Annotated in this window: 16 protein-coding genes; 14 read left to right on the top strand and 2 right to left on the bottom strand. The window is 52.4% G+C overall.

Annotated features, from left to right (window positions below):
• Positions 1-21: 21 nt before the first annotated feature.
• Together gppA and rhlB are read right to left on the bottom strand one after the other, a co-directional pair.
• Positions 22-1,506: a guanosine-5'-triphosphate,3'-diphosphate diphosphatase gene (gppA, locus tag ACJHXB_RS20885; protein WP_001366744.1), complete on the bottom strand. Its 1,485-nt coding sequence runs from the start codon at positions 1,504-1,506 to the stop codon at positions 22-24.
• A 135-nt stretch (positions 1,507-1,641) separates the two neighbouring features.
• Positions 1,642-2,907, bottom strand: coding sequence for an ATP-dependent RNA helicase RhlB (rhlB, locus tag ACJHXB_RS20880; RefSeq protein ID WP_000047499.1), 1,266 nt, complete (start codon positions 2,905-2,907; stop codon positions 1,642-1,644).
• 130 nt (positions 2,908-3,037) lie between these two features.
• On the opposite strand from rhlB, the gene trxA reads away from it, so the two are divergent.
• The 14 genes from trxA to wzyE all read left to right on the top strand — a co-directional run bounded on the left by trxA (position 3,038) and on the right by wzyE (position 17,218).
• A complete protein-coding gene (gene trxA / locus ACJHXB_RS20875; RefSeq protein WP_001280776.1) occupies positions 3,038-3,367 on the top strand; it encodes a thioredoxin TrxA in 330 nt (109 codons plus the stop codon).
• 140 nt (positions 3,368-3,507) lie between these two features.
• Positions 3,508-3,609, top strand: a complete 102-nt coding sequence (gene rhoL / locus ACJHXB_RS20870; protein WP_001469385.1) for a rho operon leader peptide RhoL — start codon at positions 3,508-3,510, stop codon at positions 3,607-3,609.
• Between the two features lie 84 nt (positions 3,610-3,693).
• Positions 3,694-4,953 (top strand): transcription termination factor Rho, encoded by a 1,260-nt coding sequence (gene rho, locus ACJHXB_RS20865; RefSeq protein ID WP_001054527.1) that lies wholly within the window; start codon positions 3,694-3,696, stop codon positions 4,951-4,953.
• Between the two features lie 227 nt (positions 4,954-5,180).
• Positions 5,181-6,284 (top strand): UDP-N-acetylglucosamine--undecaprenyl-phosphate N-acetylglucosaminephosphotransferase, encoded by a 1,104-nt coding sequence (wecA, locus tag ACJHXB_RS20860; protein WP_001050960.1) that lies wholly within the window; start codon positions 5,181-5,183, stop codon positions 6,282-6,284.
• Between the two features lie 11 nt (positions 6,285-6,295).
• On the top strand, positions 6,296-7,342 hold the full coding sequence (wzzE, locus tag ACJHXB_RS20855; protein WP_001295256.1) for an ECA polysaccharide chain length modulation protein: 1,047 nt from the start codon (positions 6,296-6,298) through the stop codon (positions 7,340-7,342).
• Between the two features lie 55 nt (positions 7,343-7,397).
• Entirely contained in the window at positions 7,398-8,528 is a 1,131-nt protein-coding gene (gene wecB, locus ACJHXB_RS20850) for a non-hydrolyzing UDP-N-acetylglucosamine 2-epimerase (protein WP_001469384.1), read from the top strand.
• Positions 8,525-9,787, top strand: a complete 1,263-nt coding sequence (wecC, locus tag ACJHXB_RS20845) for a UDP-N-acetyl-D-mannosamine dehydrogenase (protein ID WP_000006630.1) — start codon at positions 8,525-8,527, stop codon at positions 9,785-9,787. Before wecB ends, wecC begins: the two co-directional genes overlap by 4 nt.
• Complete coding sequence (gene rffG, locus ACJHXB_RS20840; protein WP_001226612.1) at positions 9,787-10,854, top strand: dTDP-glucose 4,6-dehydratase; 1,068 nt, start codon at positions 9,787-9,789, stop codon at positions 10,852-10,854. Before wecC ends, rffG begins: the two co-directional genes overlap by 1 nt.
• 18 nt (positions 10,855-10,872) lie before the next feature.
• Positions 10,873-11,754, top strand: a complete 882-nt coding sequence (rfbA, locus tag ACJHXB_RS20835; RefSeq protein ID WP_000676056.1) for a glucose-1-phosphate thymidylyltransferase RfbA — start codon at positions 10,873-10,875, stop codon at positions 11,752-11,754.
• Positions 11,732-12,406, top strand: coding sequence for a dTDP-4-amino-4,6-dideoxy-D-galactose acyltransferase (gene rffC, locus ACJHXB_RS20830; protein WP_001145167.1), 675 nt, complete (start codon positions 11,732-11,734; stop codon positions 12,404-12,406). Before rfbA ends, rffC begins: the two co-directional genes overlap by 23 nt.
• Before the next feature lie 4 nt (positions 12,407-12,410).
• Complete coding sequence (rffA, locus tag ACJHXB_RS20825; protein ID WP_000612044.1) at positions 12,411-13,541, top strand: dTDP-4-amino-4,6-dideoxygalactose transaminase; 1,131 nt, start codon at positions 12,411-12,413, stop codon at positions 13,539-13,541.
• Position 13,542: 1 nt separating this feature from the next.
• A complete protein-coding gene (gene wzxE, locus ACJHXB_RS20820; RefSeq protein ID WP_000050265.1) occupies positions 13,543-14,793 on the top strand; it encodes a lipid III flippase WzxE in 1,251 nt (416 codons plus the stop codon).
• Positions 14,790-15,869 carry a TDP-N-acetylfucosamine:lipid II N-acetylfucosaminyltransferase gene (gene rffT, locus ACJHXB_RS20815; RefSeq protein ID WP_000217265.1) on the top strand — a complete coding sequence of 360 codons (1,080 nt, stop codon included), beginning with the start codon at positions 14,790-14,792 and terminating at the stop codon, positions 15,867-15,869. The genes wzxE and rffT overlap by 4 nt, the downstream gene beginning before the upstream one ends.
• On the top strand, positions 15,866-17,218 hold the full coding sequence (wzyE, locus tag ACJHXB_RS20810) for an ECA oligosaccharide polymerase (RefSeq protein WP_000055129.1): 1,353 nt from the start codon (positions 15,866-15,868) through the stop codon (positions 17,216-17,218). Before rffT ends, wzyE begins: the two co-directional genes overlap by 4 nt.
• The last annotated feature ends 1 nt before the right edge of the window (position 17,219 follow it).

Genomic DNA, 17,219 nt, shown 5'->3' with positions numbered 1-17,219 from the left:
ATCGCATCCGGCACTTACTCATTAATGCACTTCCAGCGGCCAGTGGACATAGCTCTGCCACTGGCTTTCCTGATCAATAATCTCTTTACCCAGCGGATGTTGGGTTAACCAACCTTGCGGAAGCGTCAAGGTCAACAGTTCATGGTTAGCCTGTAATGTCATCTCTGGCACGAGATCGTCACGACGACGGCTGGCAAAAATGATGGCCAGGCGGAGTAAACGGCAGAGTTGTTCTGCGACGCGCGGCGGTACGGCATTTTGCTGATGCAGCGATGAGAGATCGACCGGATTCGTCTGGTTGAGCAGTAGCGTCGCCAGCAATTTTTTCTGTGCGGGGGTAAAACCGGGAAGATCCAGATTACGTACCAGATAAGCAGCGTGTTGCGGCGCTTGTTTGAAGTCAACGCTCAGGCCGATTTCATGAAGCTGGCAGGCGCTGATGAGCAAATCGCGGCTTATTGCTTCAAGATGCCATTCATTTTCCACCTGATCGAAGAAGTTAGCCGCAACTTTGGCTACGCGCTGTGCCTGATCAATATCGATCATAAAGCGGCGCTGAATATTACGCAGCGTACGGCTGCGAATATCCTGCTCGACGGTAAGATGCAACATACCGTAGACCAGGCCTTCACGCAGCGCACCGCCCGCCAGGGTCATACACTGAATATTCAGTTCGGTAAAAATGGCTATCAGGATCGCCAGACCACTCGGGAACACTAACGCACGTTCCAGCGTCAGCCCGTCAATCTCCAGTTCCTCCAGCCGACCGCAATGAATGGCTCGCTGTTTCAGTTGCTGCAACTTTTCCAGGGTAATGCGTTCATCCATCCCCTGTGCCATCATGATTTCCTGTAACGCCTGCACGGTGCCGGAAGCGCCAACGCACACTTTCCAGCCGTGATACCGTAATTCATCGGCAACCGGACGTAACACTTCGCGTGCCGCTTTTTCTGCAGCATCAAAATTTTCCTGCGCCAGATTACGATCGGCAAAATAGCGTTCCAGCCAGGTGACGCAGCCCATCGACAGGCTGAACAACGAGGTGGTTTGTGCACCCGTGCCGGTTACCAGTTCAGTACTGGCACCGCCTATATCCACCACCAGGCGCTGATCGGCACCGCCAGTTGTGTGAGCAACGCCCTGATAAATCAGACGTGCTTCCTCTTCACCGCTGATCACCTGTACCGGACAACCGAGGATTTCCTGTGCTTTGGCAATAAAATCACCCGCATTGACGGCAAGTCGTAATGTCGCCGTAGCGACAACGCGAATTTGCGAGGGAGGGATATCTTGCAGACGTTCAGCAAACAGGCGCAGACATTGCCAACCGCGCTCCATTGCTTCATTAGAGAGGGCATTTTCGCTATTCAGGCCAGCAGCCAGACGCACTTTGCGTTTAATTCGCGTCAGCGTCTGGATGCTTCCAGCCACCTCGCGCACAACCAGCATATGAAAACTATTCGAACCGAGATCAATGGCTGCATACAGCGACGAGGTGGAACCCATACTCTTCATCCTTCAATCTGTCTCTGTGTTGGCTGCATTCTTTCACCTGAATCACTTACTACAGTAAGCTCATCGGGGTTCATTCTCTGGCCATCTTGATACAGTTTGAATGATTTTGAGTATGACATTTTTTATTTAACCTGAACGACGACGATTACGCGGAGCGCCAGTACGACGCGGACCATTGCCTGTGCGCGGGCGCGTGAGGCGCAGCGGTTTTGGCAGATCGGTCATCAATGCGTCCGGATTGTATTTGCTTACCGGAATTGAGTGACCAATATAGGTCTCAATAGCAGGCAAATTCAATGCATACTCTTCACACGCCAGGCTAATAGAGTGACCGCTTGCGCCTGCGCGACCTGTACGACCAATACGGTGAACGTAATCTTCACAGTCATCGGGTAAATCGTAGTTAAAGACGTGTGTCACAGCCGGGATATGCAAACCACGCGCGGCAACGTCGGTGGCAACCAGAATATCCAGATCGCCACGGGTAAATTCATCAAGAATACGCAGACGTTTTTTCTGCGCGACATCGCCTGTCAACAAACCGACACGATGACCATCTGCCGCCAGGTGGCCCCAGATCTCTTCACAACGGTGTTTGGTGTTGGCGAAAATAATCGCTCTGTCTGGCCACTCTTCTTCGATCAGCGTTTGCAGCAAACGCATTTTTTCTTCGTTAGAAGGGTAGAAAAGCTCTTCTTTAATACGGTGGCCCGTTTTCTGTTCCGGTTCCACTTCAATATATTCGGCATTGTTCATCTGCTCGAACGCCAGTTCACGTACCCGGTACGAAAGCGTGGCGGAGAACAGCATGTTGAGGCGCTGGTTTGCAGGCGGCATACGGCGGAACAGCCAGCGGATATCTTTAATAAAGCCCAGATCGTACATACGATCGGCTTCGTCCAGTACCACTACCTGAATGGCACCGAGGTTAATGTGGTTCTGCTTGGCGTAGTCAATTAAACGCCCCGTGGTGCCAATCAGAATGTCAACGCCGCTTTCCAGCACTTTCAGCTGTTTGTCGTAGCCATCACCACCGTAAGCCAGACCCAGCTTCAGGCCGGTAGCTTCCGCCAGCGGTTCCGCGTCGGCGTGGATCTGCACGGCAAGTTCACGCGTCGGTGCCATAATTAAGGCACGCGGTTGATTCACCTTGCGATCGGCAATCGCGGGATGAGAGAGAAGATAATGAAACGTTGACGTAAGAAACGCCATCGTTTTCCCGGTACCGGTTTGCGCCTGCCCGGCTACGTCACGACCCGCCAGCGTCAGCGGAAGGGCCAGTGCCTGAATGGGCGTACAGTTATGAAACCCTTTTTTTTCAAGGGCTTCTACAACCTTCGGATGCAGGGCGAAGTCGGAAAACTTCTGTTCTGTTAAATGTGTTTTGCTCATAGTGTGGTAGAATATCAGCTTACTATTGCTTTACGAAAGCGTATCCGGTGAAATAAAGTCAACCTTTAGTTGGTTAATGTTACACCAACAACGAAACCAACACGCCAGGCTTATTCCTGTGGAGTTATATATGAGCGATAAAATTATTCACCTGACTGACGACAGTTTTGACACGGATGTACTCAAAGCGGACGGGGCGATCCTCGTCGATTTCTGGGCAGAGTGGTGCGGTCCGTGCAAAATGATCGCCCCGATTCTGGATGAAATCGCTGACGAATATCAGGGCAAACTGACCGTTGCAAAACTGAACATCGATCAAAACCCTGGCACTGCGCCGAAATATGGCATCCGTGGTATCCCGACTCTGCTGCTGTTCAAAAACGGTGAAGTGGCGGCAACCAAAGTGGGCGCACTGTCTAAAGGTCAGTTGAAAGAGTTCCTCGACGCTAACCTGGCGTAAGGGAATTTCATGTTCGGGTGCCCCGTCGCTAAAAACTGGACGCCCGGCGTGAGTCATGCTAACTTAGTGTTGACTTCGTATTAAACATACCTTATTAAGTTTGAATCTTGTAATTTCCAACGCTTCCCGTTTTATCTTAAATGCGAAGTGAACAGATTTCTGGCTCGTCACTCAATCCGTCTTGTCGTTTCAGTTCTGCGTACTTTCCTGTGACCAGACAGCGAAAAGACATGAGTCGATGACCGTAAACAGGCATGGATGATCCTGCCATACCATTCACAACATTAAGTTCGAGATTTACCCCAAGTTTAAGAACTCACACCACTATGAATCTTACCGAATTAAAGAATACGCCGGTTTCTGAGCTGATCACTCTCGGCGAAAATATGGGGCTGGAAAACCTGGCTCGTATGCGTAAGCAGGACATTATTTTTGCCATCCTGAAGCAGCACGCAAAGAGTGGCGAAGATATCTTTGGTGATGGTGTACTGGAGATATTGCAGGATGGATTTGGTTTCCTCCGTTCCGCAGACAGCTCCTACCTCGCCGGTCCTGATGACATCTACGTTTCCCCTAGCCAAATCCGCCGTTTCAACCTCCGCACTGGTGATACCATCTCTGGTAAGATTCGCCCGCCGAAAGAAGGTGAACGCTATTTTGCGCTGCTGAAAGTTAACGAAGTTAACTTCGACAAACCTGAAAACGCCCGCAACAAAATCCTCTTTGAGAACTTAACCCCGCTGCACGCAAACTCTCGTCTGCGTATGGAACGTGGTAACGGTTCTACTGAAGATTTAACCGCTCGCGTACTGGATCTGGCATCACCTATCGGTCGTGGTCAGCGTGGTCTGATTGTGGCACCGCCGAAAGCCGGTAAAACCATGCTGCTGCAGAACATTGCCCAGAGCATTGCTTACAACCACCCGGATTGTGTGCTGATGGTTCTGCTGATCGACGAACGTCCGGAAGAAGTAACCGAGATGCAGCGTCTGGTAAAAGGTGAAGTTGTTGCTTCCACCTTTGATGAGCCCGCATCTCGCCACGTTCAGGTTGCGGAAATGGTGATCGAGAAGGCGAAACGCCTGGTTGAGCACAAGAAAGACGTTATCATCCTGCTCGACTCCATCACTCGTCTGGCGCGCGCTTACAACACCGTTGTTCCGGCGTCAGGTAAAGTGCTGACCGGTGGTGTGGATGCCAACGCCCTGCATCGTCCGAAACGCTTCTTCGGTGCGGCGCGTAACGTGGAAGAGGGCGGCAGCCTGACCATCATCGCTACCGCGCTTATCGATACCGGTTCCAAGATGGACGAAGTTATCTACGAAGAGTTTAAAGGTACAGGCAACATGGAACTGCACCTCTCTCGTAAGATCGCTGAAAAACGCGTCTTCCCGGCAATCGACTACAACCGTTCCGGTACCCGTAAAGAAGAGCTGCTCACTACTCAGGAAGAACTGCAGAAAATGTGGATCCTGCGCAAAATCATTCACCCGATGGGCGAAATCGATGCAATGGAATTCCTCATTAATAAACTGGCAATGACCAAGACCAATGACGATTTCTTCGAAATGATGAAACGCTCATAAATTTGTCTTATGCCAAAAACGCCACGTGTTTACGTGGCGTTTTGTTTTTATATCTGTAATCTTAACGGCGTTATAACAAATACGAGTTATGTTTGTTTATTGCGCATAACACGAATCACGTGGTTGTTTTTTGCACAAGGTTGGTGGGTTCAGAGCAGAGTTTCCCTTCTGAATAAAGGCCTTCGTGGTTATACTTCTGCTAATAATTTTCTCTGAGAGCATGCATTGTGAATTTACTGACAGTGAGTACTGATCTCATCAGTATTTTTTTATTCACGACACTGTTTCTGTTTTTTGCCCGTAAGGTGGCAAAAAAAGTCGGTTTAGTGGATAAACCTAACTTCCGCAAACGTCACCAGGGATTGATACCTCTCGTTGGGGGGATTTCGGTTTACGCAGGGATTTGCTTCACGTTCGGAATTGTCGATTACTATATTCCGCATGCATCTCTCTATCTCGCTTGTGCCGGTGTGCTTGTTTTCATTGGCGCGCTGGATGACCGTTTTGATATCAGCGTAAAAATCCGGGCCACCATACAGGCCGCTGTTGGCATTGTTATGATGGTGTTCGGCAAACTTTATCTCAGTAGCCTGGGTTATATCTTTGGCTCCTGGGAGATGGTGCTCGGACCGTTTGGCTACTTCCTGACGCTATTTGCCGTCTGGGCGGCCATTAATGCGTTCAACATGGTTGATGGCATTGATGGCTTGCTGGGCGGGTTGTCCTGCGTCTCGTTTGCAGCAATCGGTATGATTTTGTGGTTCGACGGGCAAACCAGCCTTGCAATCTGGTGTTTTGCGATGATCGCCGCCATCCTGCCATACATCATGCTTAACCTTGGTATCCTGGGTCGCCGCTACAAAGTCTTTATGGGTGATGCGGGCAGTACGCTGATTGGTTTTACCGTTATCTGGATCCTGCTCGAAACGACCCAGGGCAAAACCCATCCCATCAGCCCGGTTACCGCTTTGTGGATAATCGCCATTCCGCTAATGGATATGGTGGCGATTATGTACCGTCGCCTGCGTAAAGGCATGAGTCCGTTCTCTCCTGATCGCCAGCATATTCACCATTTGATCATGCGTGCCGGGTTTACTTCCCGCCAGGCGTTTGTGCTGATTACCCTTGCCGCAGCTCTGCTCGCCTCCATTGGGGTGCTGGCAGAATATTCTCATTTTGTCCCGGAGTGGGTCATGCTGGTGCTCTTTTTGCTAGCATTCTTCCTCTATGGATATTGCATTAAGCGTGCCTGGAAAGTTGCTCGCTTTATTAAGCGCGTAAAACGCAGACTGCGTAGAAATCGTGGTGGCAGCCCCAATTTAACCAAATAAATGAGGATGTGATGACACAACCAATGCCTGGGAAACCGGCCGAAGACGCTGAAAATGAACTGGATATTCGTGGGTTGTTTCGTACCTTGTGGGCTGGGAAGCTATGGATTATTGGCATGGGGCTGGCGTTTGCGTTAATCGCGCTGGCGTATACGTTTTTTGCTCGTCAGGAGTGGAGCTCGACGGCGATTACCGATCGTCCAACGGTGAATATGCTGGGGGGATATTACTCGCAGCAGCAATTTTTGCGTAACCTGGATGTCCGTTCAAACATGGCTTCTGCCGACCAACCATCGGTCATGGACGAAGCCTATAAAGAGTTTGTTATGCAACTGGCCTCGTGGGATACCCGCAGAGAGTTCTGGCTGCAAACCGACTATTACAAGCAGCGGATGGTGGGCAACAGCAAAGCCGATGCGGCGTTGCTGGATGAAATGATTAACAACATCCAGTTTATCCCCGGAGACTTTACCCGCGCGGTCAATGACAGCGTGAAGCTGATTGCCGAAACCGCGCCTGACGCTAATAACCTGTTACGTCAGTATGTTGCTTTTGCCAGCCAGCGTGCAGCCAGCCATCTGAATGATGAGCTGAAAGGTGCATGGGCGGCGCGCACCATCCAGATGAAAGCTCAGGTGAAGCGTCAGGAAGAGGTGGCGAAAGCCATCTACGACCGCCGGATGAACAGTATTGAACAGGCTCTGAAAATTGCTGAGCAGCATAATATTTCGCGCAGTGCGACAGATGTGCCTGCCGAGGAATTGCCTGATTCAGAAATGTTCCTGCTTGGGCGTCCAATGCTCCAGGCTCGACTGGAAAATTTACAGGCCGTCGGTCCGGCCTTTGATCTCGACTATGATCAGAATCGGGCCATGTTAAACACCCTGAATGTTGGTCCAACCCTGGATCCGCGTTTTCAGACCTATCGCTATTTGCGTACGCCGGAAGAACCGGTAAAACGCGATAGCCCACGTCGTGCCTTCCTGATGATTATGTGGGGCATTGTCGGGGGGCTGATCGGGGCTGGTGTCGCATTAACCCGCCGTTGCTCGAAATAGCAACACTGCTGCGGTGAGCGCAAAGGCGCTCGCCGCTTATTCGAAGAGAATCGATGTGAAAGTACTGACTGTATTTGGTACGCGCCCGGAAGCCATCAAGATGGCTCCGTTGGTGCATGCGTTGGCAAAAGATCCTTTTTTTGAGGCTAAAGTTTGCGTCACTGCGCAGCATCGGGAGATGCTCGATCAGGTGCTGAAACTCTTTTCCATTGTACCTGACTACGATCTCAACATAATGCAGCCAGGACAGGGCCTGACAGAGATAACCTGTCGGATTCTGGAAGGGCTAAAACCAATTCTTGCCGAGTTCAAACCAGACGTCGTGCTGGTTCACGGCGATACTACGACGACGCTGGCAACCAGCCTGGCGGCGTTTTATCAGCGTATTCCTGTTGGTCACGTTGAGGCTGGTCTGCGCACGGGCGATCTCTATTCGCCGTGGCCGGAAGAGGCTAACCGTACATTGACCGGGCATCTGGCGATGTATCACTTCTCTCCAACCGAAACTTCCCGGCAAAACTTGCTGCGTGAAAATGTTGCTGACAGCCGAATCTTCATTACCGGTAATACAGTTATTGATGCACTGTTATGGGTGCGTGACCAGGTGATGAGCAGCGATACGCTGCGTTCAGAACTGGCGGCAAATTACCCGTTTATCGACCCCAATAAAAAAATGATTCTGGTGACCGGTCACAGGCGTGAGAGCTTCGGTCGTGGCTTTGAAGAAATCTGCCATGCGCTGGCAGACATCGCCACCACGCACCAGGACATCCAGATTGTCTATCCGGTGCATCTCAACCCGAACGTCAGAGAGCCGGTCAATCGCATTCTGGGGCATGTGAAAAATGTCATTCTGATCGATCCCCAGGAGTATTTACCGTTTGTCTGGCTGATGAACCACGCCTGGCTGATTTTGACCGACTCAGGCGGCATTCAGGAAGAAGCGCCTTCGCTGGGGAAACCGGTGCTGGTGATGCGCGATACCACTGAGCGTCCGGAAGCGGTGACGGCGGGTACGGTGCGTCTGGTAGGCACGAATAAGCAGAGAATTGTCGAGGAAGTGACGCGTCTTTTAAAAGACGAAAACGAATATCAAACTATGAGCCGCGCCCATAACCCGTATGGTGATGGTCAGGCATGCTCTCGCATTCTGGAAGCGTTAAAAAATAATCGGATATCACTATGAGTTTTGCGACCATTTCTGTTATCGGACTGGGTTACATCGGGCTGCCTACAGCAGCAGCGTTTGCCTCACGGCAAAAACAGGTGATTGGTGTCGATATCAACCAACACGCGGTTGATACCATCAATCGTGGCGAAATCCATATCGTCGAGCCTGATTTGGCGAGCGTAGTAAAAACTGCCGTAGAAGGCGGTTTTTTACGAGCGAGCACGACGCCAGTTGAAACGGATGCCTGGCTGATTGCTGTACCCACGCCGTTTAAAGGCGATCATGAGCCAGATATGACCTACGTTGAATCGGCTGCTCGCTCCATTGCGCCAGTGCTGAAAAAAGGCGCGCTGGTGATCCTTGAATCCACCTCGCCGGTGGGGTCAACCGAGAAGATGGCAGAATGGTTAGCAGAGATGCGTCCGGATCTCACTTTCCCACAGCAGGTGGGCGAGCAGGCGGACGTCAACATTGCTTACTGCCCGGAACGCGTGTTACCGGGCCAGGTTATGGTCGAGCTGATTAAAAACGATCGCGTGATTGGTGGTATGACGCCGGTTTGTTCGGCCCGCGCCAGCGAACTGTACAAAATTTTCCTCGAAGGTGAGTGTGTCGTCACTAACTCGCGGACGGCGGAAATGTGTAAGCTCACCGAAAACAGCTTCCGCGATGTGAATATCGCTTTTGCTAACGAACTGTCGCTGATTTGTGCCGATCAGGGAATTAACGTCTGGGAACTGATTCGCCTGGCGAATCGTCACCCTCGCGTTAATATTCTTCAGCCTGGTCCTGGCGTGGGCGGTCACTGCATTGCTGTTGATCCGTGGTTTATCGTGGCACAGAACCCGCAGCAGGCGCGGCTTATCCGTACCGCGCGCGAAGTGAACGATCACAAACCGTTCTGGGTTATCGATCAGGTGAAAGCGGCGGTTGCCGACTGCCTTGCTGCTACCGATAAACGCGCCAGTGAACTGAAAATCGCCTGCTTTGGTCTGGCGTTTAAACCGAATATTGATGACCTGCGCGAAAGCCCGGCGATGGAAATCGCTGAACTGATCGCCCAGTGGCACAGCGGCGAAACGCTGGTTGTTGAGCCTAACATCCACCAGTTGCCGAAGAAACTGACCGGGCTTTGTACTCTGGCGCAGCTTGACGAGGCGCTGGCAACGGCAGATGTGCTGGTGATGTTGGTCGATCATAGTCAGTTCAAAGTTATCAATGGCGACAATGTCCATCAGCAGTATGTCGTCGATGCCAAAGGAGTTTGGCGCTGATGAGAAAGATTCTGATAACAGGTGGTGCCGGGTTTATTGGCTCGGCGCTGGTGCGTTATATCATCAACGAAACGAGCGACGCGGTGGTAGTGGTCGATAAGCTGACCTACGCCGGAAACCTGATGTCGCTGGCACCGGTCGCGCAAAGCGAGCGCTTTGCCTTTGAGAAAGTTGATATCTGCGATCGGGCAGAACTGGCACGCGTATTCACTGAGCATCAGCCAGACTGTGTCATGCATCTGGCAGCCGAAAGCCATGTTGACCGTTCTATTGACGGCCCGGCAGCGTTTATTGAAACCAACATTGTCGGGACTTATACATTGCTTGAAGCGGCGCGGACTTACTGGAATGCGCTGACGGAAGATAAAAAATCAGCGTTCCGTTTTCATCATATTTCCACCGACGAAGTATATGGTGACCTGCACTCGACGGATGATTTCTTCACCGAAACCACGCCGTATGCGCCGAGCAGCCCTTATTCCGCTTCAAAAGCCAGCAGCGACCATCTGGTACGCGCCTGGCTGCGGACCTATGGTCTGCCGACGCTTATCACCAACTGCTCGAATAACTACGGTCCTTACCACTTTCCGGAAAAACTGATCCCGCTGATGATCCTCAACGCGCTGGCGGGTAAACCGCTGCCGGTATATGGCAATGGGCAGCAAATCCGTGACTGGCTGTATGTTGAAGATCACGCCCGCGCGCTGTATTGCGTGGCGACCACCGGGAAAGTCGGTGAAACCTATAATATTGGTGGTCACAACGAGCGTAAGAATCTCGATGTTGTGGAAACCATTTGCGAGTTGCTGGAAGAACTGGCCCCGAACAAGCCGCACGGCGTGGCGCACTATCGTGACCTGATCACCTTTGTCGCTGACCGTCCGGGGCATGATCTGCGTTATGCCATTGATGCTTCGAAAATTGCCCGTGAACTTGGCTGGCTGCCGCAGGAAACCTTTGAAAGTGGAATGCGTAAAACGGTGCAGTGGTATCTGGCTAATGAAAGCTGGTGGAAGCAGGTGCAGGACGGTAGCTATCAGGGCGAGCGTTTAGGTCTGAAAGGCTAATTTTCAGCGGAGGCAAACATGAAAGGTATTATCCTGGCAGGCGGTTCCGGCACCCGATTGCATCCGATTACGCGCGGCGTATCGAAGCAACTGTTGCCGATTTACGATAAGCCAATGATTTACTATCCGCTGTCGGTGCTGATGCTGGCCGGTATCCGCGAAATTCTCATCATCACTACGCCGGAAGATAAAGGTTATTTCCAGCGCCTGCTGGGCGATGGTAGTGAGTTCGGTATCCAGCTGGAATACGCCGAACAGCCCAGTCCGGACGGTCTGGCGCAGGCCTTTATCATCGGTGAAACCTTCCTCAACGGTGAACCTTCTTGTCTGGTGCTGGGTGATAACATCTTCTTCGGTCAGGGCTTCAGTCCGAAGCTGCGTCATGTTGCGGCGCGCACGGAAGGGGCGACGGTATTTGGCTATCAGGTGATGGACCCGGAACGCTTTGGCGTCGTGGAGTTTGACGACAATTTCCGCGCAATCTCGCTGGAAGAAAAGCCAAAACAGCCGAAGTCAAACTGGGCGGTGACCGGACTTTATTTCTACGACAGTAAAGTCGTGGAGTACGCAAAGCAGGTGAAGCCGTCGGAGCGTGGTGAACTGGAGATTACCTCCATCAACCAGATGTACCTCGAGGCGGGCAACCTGACCGTTGAACTGCTCGGGCGCGGATTTGCCTGGCTGGACACTGGCACTCACGACAGCCTGATTGAAGCCAGCACCTTTGTTCAGACGGTAGAAAAACGCCAGGGCTTTAAGATTGCCTGCCTGGAAGAGATCGCCTGGCGTAACGGCTGGCTTGATGACGAAGGCGTGAAGCGCGCCGCCAGCTCGCTGGCGAAAACTGGCTACGGCCAATATCTGCTGGAGTTACTTCGTGCCCGTCCGCGCCAGTATTGAGCCACTAACCTGGGAAAACGCCTTCTTTGGTGTTAACAGCGCCATTGTGCGCATTAGTCCTGATGCGGCACTCCTGACGCCAGACGCGTTAGCGCCGTGGTCACGGGTGCAGGCCAAAATTGCGGCATCAAATACGGGGGAACTGGATGCCCTGCAACAGCTGGGATTCTCCCTGGTAGAAGGTGAAGTTGATTTGGCGCTACCCGTGAACAATGTCAGTGATAGCGGCGCAGAAGTGGCACAAGAGACCGATATTCCCGCATTACGTCAGTTAGCCAGCGCCGCGTTTGCGCAAAGCCGTTTTCGTGCGCCGTGGTATGCGCCTGACGCCAGCGGTCGCTTTTATGCGCAGTGGATTGAAAATGCCGTGCGCGGCACCTTTGATCATCAATGTCTGATTTTACGTGCGGCGTCCGGCGCTATTCGCGGCTATGTCTCTTTACGGGAACTCAATGCGACAGATGCGCGAATTGGCCTGCTGGCTGGACGCGGTGCAGGTGCTGAGCTGATGCAAACGGCGCTAAACTGGGCGTATGCTCGCGGTAAAACAACTTTGCGGGTGGCGACCCAGATGGGCAACACCGCCGCGCTTAAACGATACATACAAAGTGGTGCGAATGTAGAAAGCACCGCGTACTGGTTATACAGGTGATCACATGATTCCATTTAACGCACCGCCGGTGGTGGGAACCGAACTCGACTATATGCAGTCGGCAATGGGTAGCGGCAAACTGTGCGGCGATGGCGGTTTTACCCGTCGCTGCCAGCAGTGGCTGGAGCAACGTTTTGGCAGCGCCAAAGTGTTACTGACGCCGTCCTGCACCGCTTCGCTGGAGATGGCGGCGCTGCTGCTCGATATCCAGCCTGGCGATGAAGTGATCATGCCGAGCTACACCTTTGTCTCCACCGCCAATGCCTTTGTGCTGCGTGGCGCAAAAATCGTTTTTGTGGATGTTCGCCCGGACACCATGAACATCGACGAAACGTTGATTGAAGCAGCGATCACCGACAAAACGCGCGTTATCGTGCCGGTCCATTACGCGGGTGTGGCCTGCGAAATGGACACCATTATGGCGTTGGCAAAAAAGCATAATCTGTTTGTGGTGGAAGATGCTGCTCAGGGCGTGATGTCCACTTACAAAGGGCGTGCACTGGGAACCATTGGTCATATTGGCTGCTTTAGCTTCCATGAAACCAAAAACTACACGGCGGGCGGTGAAGGCGGCGCGACGCTGATTAACGATAAAGCGTTGATCGAACGAGCCGAGATCATCCGTGAAAAAGGCACAAACCGCAGCCAGTTCTTCCGTGGTCAGGTCGATAAATATACCTGGCGCGATATTGGCTCCAGCTATTTGATGTCCGATCTGCAAGCTGCGTACCTGTGGGCGCAACTGGAAGCAGCGGATCGTATCAATCAGCAACGTCTGGCGCTGTGGCAAAACTACTACGATGCGTTAGCACCTCTGGCGAAAGCCGGGCGTATCGAGCTGCCGTCGATTCCCGATGGCTGCGTGCAGAACGCGCATATGTTCTACATTAAACTGCGGGATATTGATGACCGGAGCGCGTTGATTAACTTTCTGAAAGAAGCGGAAATCATGGCGGTGTTCCATTACATTCCGCTGCACGGTTGCCCTGCGGGGGAACGCTTTGGTGAGTTCCACGGTGAAGATCGCTACACCACCAAAGAGAGCGAGCGCCTGCTGCGCCTGCCGCTGTTCTACAACCTGTCGCCCGTCAATCAGCGTACGGTAATTGCGACTTTGTTGAACTACTTCTCCTGATATGTCGTTGGCAAAAGCGTCCTTGTGGACGGCGGCCAGTACACTGGTCAAGATTGGTGCCGGGTTACTGGTCGGTAAGTTGCTGGCGGTGTCATTTGGTCCTGCGGGGCTTGGGCTGGCGGCAAATTTCCGCCAGTTGATTACCGTGCTCGGCGTGCTTGCTGGGGCGGGCATCTTTAATGGCGTAACCAAATACGTTGCTCAGTACCATGATAATCCGCAGCAGCTGCGCCGCGTGGTCGGCACTTCATCAGCGATGGTACTTGGCTTCTCTACGCTGATGGCGCTGGTTTTTGTGCTGGCGGCAGCCCCAATCAGCCAGGGATTGTTTGGTAATACCGACTATCAGGGGCTGGTGCGTTTAGTGGCGTTGGTGCAAATGGGGATCGCCTGGGGCAACCTGTTACTGGCGTTGATGAAAGGCTTTCGCGATGCCGCAGGTAATGCGTTATCCCTGATTGTCGGCAGCCTGATTGGCGTTCTCGCGTACTACGTCAGTTACCGTTTGGGCGGTTATGAAGGGGCGTTGCTGGGTCTGGCGCTGATTCCCGCGCTGGTGGTAATTCCTGCCGCCATCATGTTGATCAAACGTGGTGTCATCCCGTTAAGCTATCTGAAACCCAGCTGGGATAACGGTCTGGCAGGGCAGTTGAGCAAATTTACGCTCATGGCGTTGATTACGTCGGTGACCTTGCCTGTTGCTTACATCATGATGCGTAAACTGCTGGCGGCGCAGTATAGCTGGGATGAGGTGGGGATCTGGCAAGGGGTGAGCAGTATTTCCGATGCCTACCTGCAATTTATTACGGCATCGTTCAGCGTATATTTGCTGCCCACGTTGTCGCGGCTAACGGAAAAGCGCGATATCACCCGGGAAGTGGTTAAATCGCTGAAATTCGTCTTACCGGCAGTGGCGGCGGCGAGTTTTACCGTCTGGTTGCTGCGTGATTTTGCTATCTGGCTGCTGTTGTCGAATAAATTTACCGCTATGCGCGATCTCTTTGCCTGGCAGTTAGTGGGTGATGTGTTAAAAGTGGGCGCTTATGTCTTTGGTTATCTGGTGATCGCCAAAGCTTCACTGCGGTTTTATATTCTGGCGGAAGTCAGCCAGTTCACTTTATTGATGGTATTTGCCCACTGGCTAATCCCTGCGCATGGTGCACTGGGCGCGGCGCAGGCCTATATGGCAACCTATATCGTCTATTTTTCTCTTTGTTGTGGCGTGTTTTTACTCTGGCGTAGGCGGGCATGACTGTACTGATTCACGTACTGGGATCGGATATCCCTCACCATAACCGAACCGTTTTGCGGTTTTTCAATGACGCGCTGGCCGCGACGAGCGAGCACGCGCGCGAGTTTATGGTTGTTGGCAAGGACGACGGCTTAAGTGATAGCTGTCCGGCGCTTTCTGTGCAATTTTTCCCTGGGAAAAAATCGCTGGCGGAAGCGGTCATCGCGAAAGCAAAAACTAACCGTCAGCAGCGTTTTTTCTTCCACGGTCAGTTCAATCCCAAACTGTGGCTGGCTTTGCTGAGTGGTGGCATTAAGCCCAGCCAGTTTTTCTGGCATATCTGGGGGGCAGACCTGTACGAGCTTTCCAGTGGCTTGAGATATAAGCTTTTTTACCCACTACGTCGCCTGGCGCAAAAGCGAGTCGGCTGTGTATTTGCCACCCGCGGTGATTTGAGCTTTTTTGCCAAAACGCACCCAAAGGTGCGGGGCGAACTGCTGTACTTCCCGACGCGGATGGATCCTTCTCTCAATACGATGGCGAACGAGCGGCAACGTGAAGGGAAAATGACCATTCTGGTGGGGAACTCCGGCGACCGCAGCAATGAGCATATTGCTGCCTTGCGCGCCGTTCATCAGCAATTTGGCGATACGGTAAAAGTGGTGGTGCCGATGGGATATCCGCCTAATAACGAAGCGTACATCGAGGACGTTCGTCAGGCGGGGCTGGCGTTATTCAGCGAAGAAAATCTGCAAGTTCTGAGCGAAAAACTGGAATTTGACGCCTATCTGACGTTACTTCGTCAGTGCGATCTTGGTTACTTTATTTTTGCCCGCCAGCAGGGCATTGGTACGCTGTGCTTACTGATTCAGGCGGGCATTCCTTGTGTGCTTAACCGGGAAAATCCGTTCTGGCAGGATATGACGGAACAGCATTTACCGGTGCTGTTTACCACTGACGATCTCAACGAGGATATTGTGCGTGAAGCGCAGCGCCAGTTGGCGTCGGTGGATAAAAACACCATTGCCTTCTTTAGCCCGAACTATCTGCAAGGCTGGCAGCGGGCGTTGGCTATTGCCGCCGGGGAGGTTGCATGAGTCTGCTGCAATTCAGTGGCCTGTTTGTTGTCTGGCTGCTCTGCACGCTGTTTATTGCCACGCTGACCTGGTTTGAGTTTCGCCGTGTGCGTTTTAACTTCAATGTCTTCTTTTCATTGCTGTTTTTGCTCACCTTTTTCTTCGGCTTCCCACTGACCAGCGTGCTGGTATTTCGCTTTGATGTTGGTGTCGCGCCGCCAGAAATCTTGTTGCAGGCGTTGCTTTCTGCGGGCTGTTTCTACGCGGTTTACTATGTCACCTACAAAACCCGCCTACGCAAACGCGTTGCTGATGTACCGCGCCGTCCGCTGTTTACCATGAACCGCGTGGAGACCAATCTTACGTGGGTGATCCTGATGGGCATCGCGCTGGTAAGCGTCGGCATCTTCTTCATGCACAACGGCTTTTTGCTGTTCCGGCTTAACTCCTACAGTCAGATCTTCTCCAGTGAAGTCTCCGGCGTGGCGTTAAAACGCTTCTTTTACTTTTTCATCCCGGCGATGCTGGTGGTCTACTTTCTGCGCCAGGACAGCAAAGCGTGGCTGTTTTTCCTCGTCAGCACGGTCGCTTTTGGCTTGCTGACTTATATGATTGTCGGCGGCACTCGCGCCAATATCATTATCGCATTCGCTATCTTCCTGTTTATTGGCATTATTCGCGGCTGGATTTCGTTGTGGATGCTGGCGGCAGCGGGCGTGCTGGGGATTGTTGGCATGTTCTGGCTGGCGCTAAAACGCTATGGAATGAATGTGAGCGGTGATGAAGCGTTCTATACGTTTCTCTATCTCACCCGCGATACCTTTTCGCCGTGGGAGAATCTGGCATTGCTGTTGCAGAACTACGACAACATCGACTTCCAGGGTCTGGCTCCCATTGTCCGCGATTTCTATGTCTTTATCCCTTCCTGGCTGTGGCCGGGTCGCCCGAGTATGGTACTGAACTCCGCCAACTACTTTACCTGGGAAGTGCTGAATAACCACTCCGGACTGGCGATCTCGCCTACGCTTATAGGCTCACTGGTGGTGATGGGCGGCGCGTTGTTCATCCCGCTCGGGGCGATCGTGGTTGGTCTGATCATCAAATGGTTCGACTGGCTGTATGAGCTGGGCAACCGCGAGCCTAATCGCTATAAAGCTGCGATATTGCACAGTTTCTGCTTTGGGGCGATCTTCAATATGATCGTGCTGGCGCGTGAAGGGCTGGATTCGTTTGTCTCACGCGTAGTCTTTTTTATCGTGGTCTTCGGCGCATGTCTGATGATCGCAAAACTGCTGTACTGGCTTTTTGAAAGCGCCGGACTCATTCATAAACGTACAAAATCATCGCTCCGGACGCAGGTTGAAGGATAAC

The organism is Escherichia sp. WS3227_2 (assembly GCF_046486495.1).
In the GTDB taxonomy this organism is placed as follows: domain Bacteria; phylum Pseudomonadota; class Gammaproteobacteria; order Enterobacterales; family Enterobacteriaceae; genus Escherichia; species Escherichia coli.
Note: the sequence above shows the minus strand (reverse complement) of the source record. Positions and strands in the feature narration are given on the sequence as shown.

Coding starts and splice junctions, on each gene's coding strand:
- wecC (WP_000006630.1), top strand. CDS start 8,525: ATGAGTTTTGCGACCATTTCTGTTATCGGACTGGGTTACATCGGGCTG.
- rho (WP_001054527.1), top strand. CDS start 3,694: ATGAATCTTACCGAATTAAAGAATACGCCGGTTTCTGAGCTGATCACT.
- rffA (WP_000612044.1), top strand. CDS start 12,411: ATGATTCCATTTAACGCACCGCCGGTGGTGGGAACCGAACTCGACTAT.
- rhlB (WP_000047499.1), bottom strand. CDS start 2,907: ATGAGCAAAACACATTTAACAGAACAGAAGTTTTCCGACTTCGCCCTG.
- wzxE (WP_000050265.1), top strand. CDS start 13,543: ATGTCGTTGGCAAAAGCGTCCTTGTGGACGGCGGCCAGTACACTGGTC.
- rhoL (WP_001469385.1), top strand. CDS start 3,508: ATGCGAAGTGAACAGATTTCTGGCTCGTCACTCAATCCGTCTTGTCGT.
- rffG (WP_001226612.1), top strand. CDS start 9,787: ATGAGAAAGATTCTGATAACAGGTGGTGCCGGGTTTATTGGCTCGGCG.
- rfbA (WP_000676056.1), top strand. CDS start 10,873: ATGAAAGGTATTATCCTGGCAGGCGGTTCCGGCACCCGATTGCATCCG.
- gppA (WP_001366744.1), bottom strand. CDS start 1,506: ATGGGTTCCACCTCGTCGCTGTATGCAGCCATTGATCTCGGTTCGAAT.
- trxA (WP_001280776.1), top strand. CDS start 3,038: ATGAGCGATAAAATTATTCACCTGACTGACGACAGTTTTGACACGGAT.
- wzzE (WP_001295256.1), top strand. CDS start 6,296: ATGACACAACCAATGCCTGGGAAACCGGCCGAAGACGCTGAAAATGAA.
- wzyE (WP_000055129.1), top strand. CDS start 15,866: ATGAGTCTGCTGCAATTCAGTGGCCTGTTTGTTGTCTGGCTGCTCTGC.
- rffT (WP_000217265.1), top strand. CDS start 14,790: ATGACTGTACTGATTCACGTACTGGGATCGGATATCCCTCACCATAAC.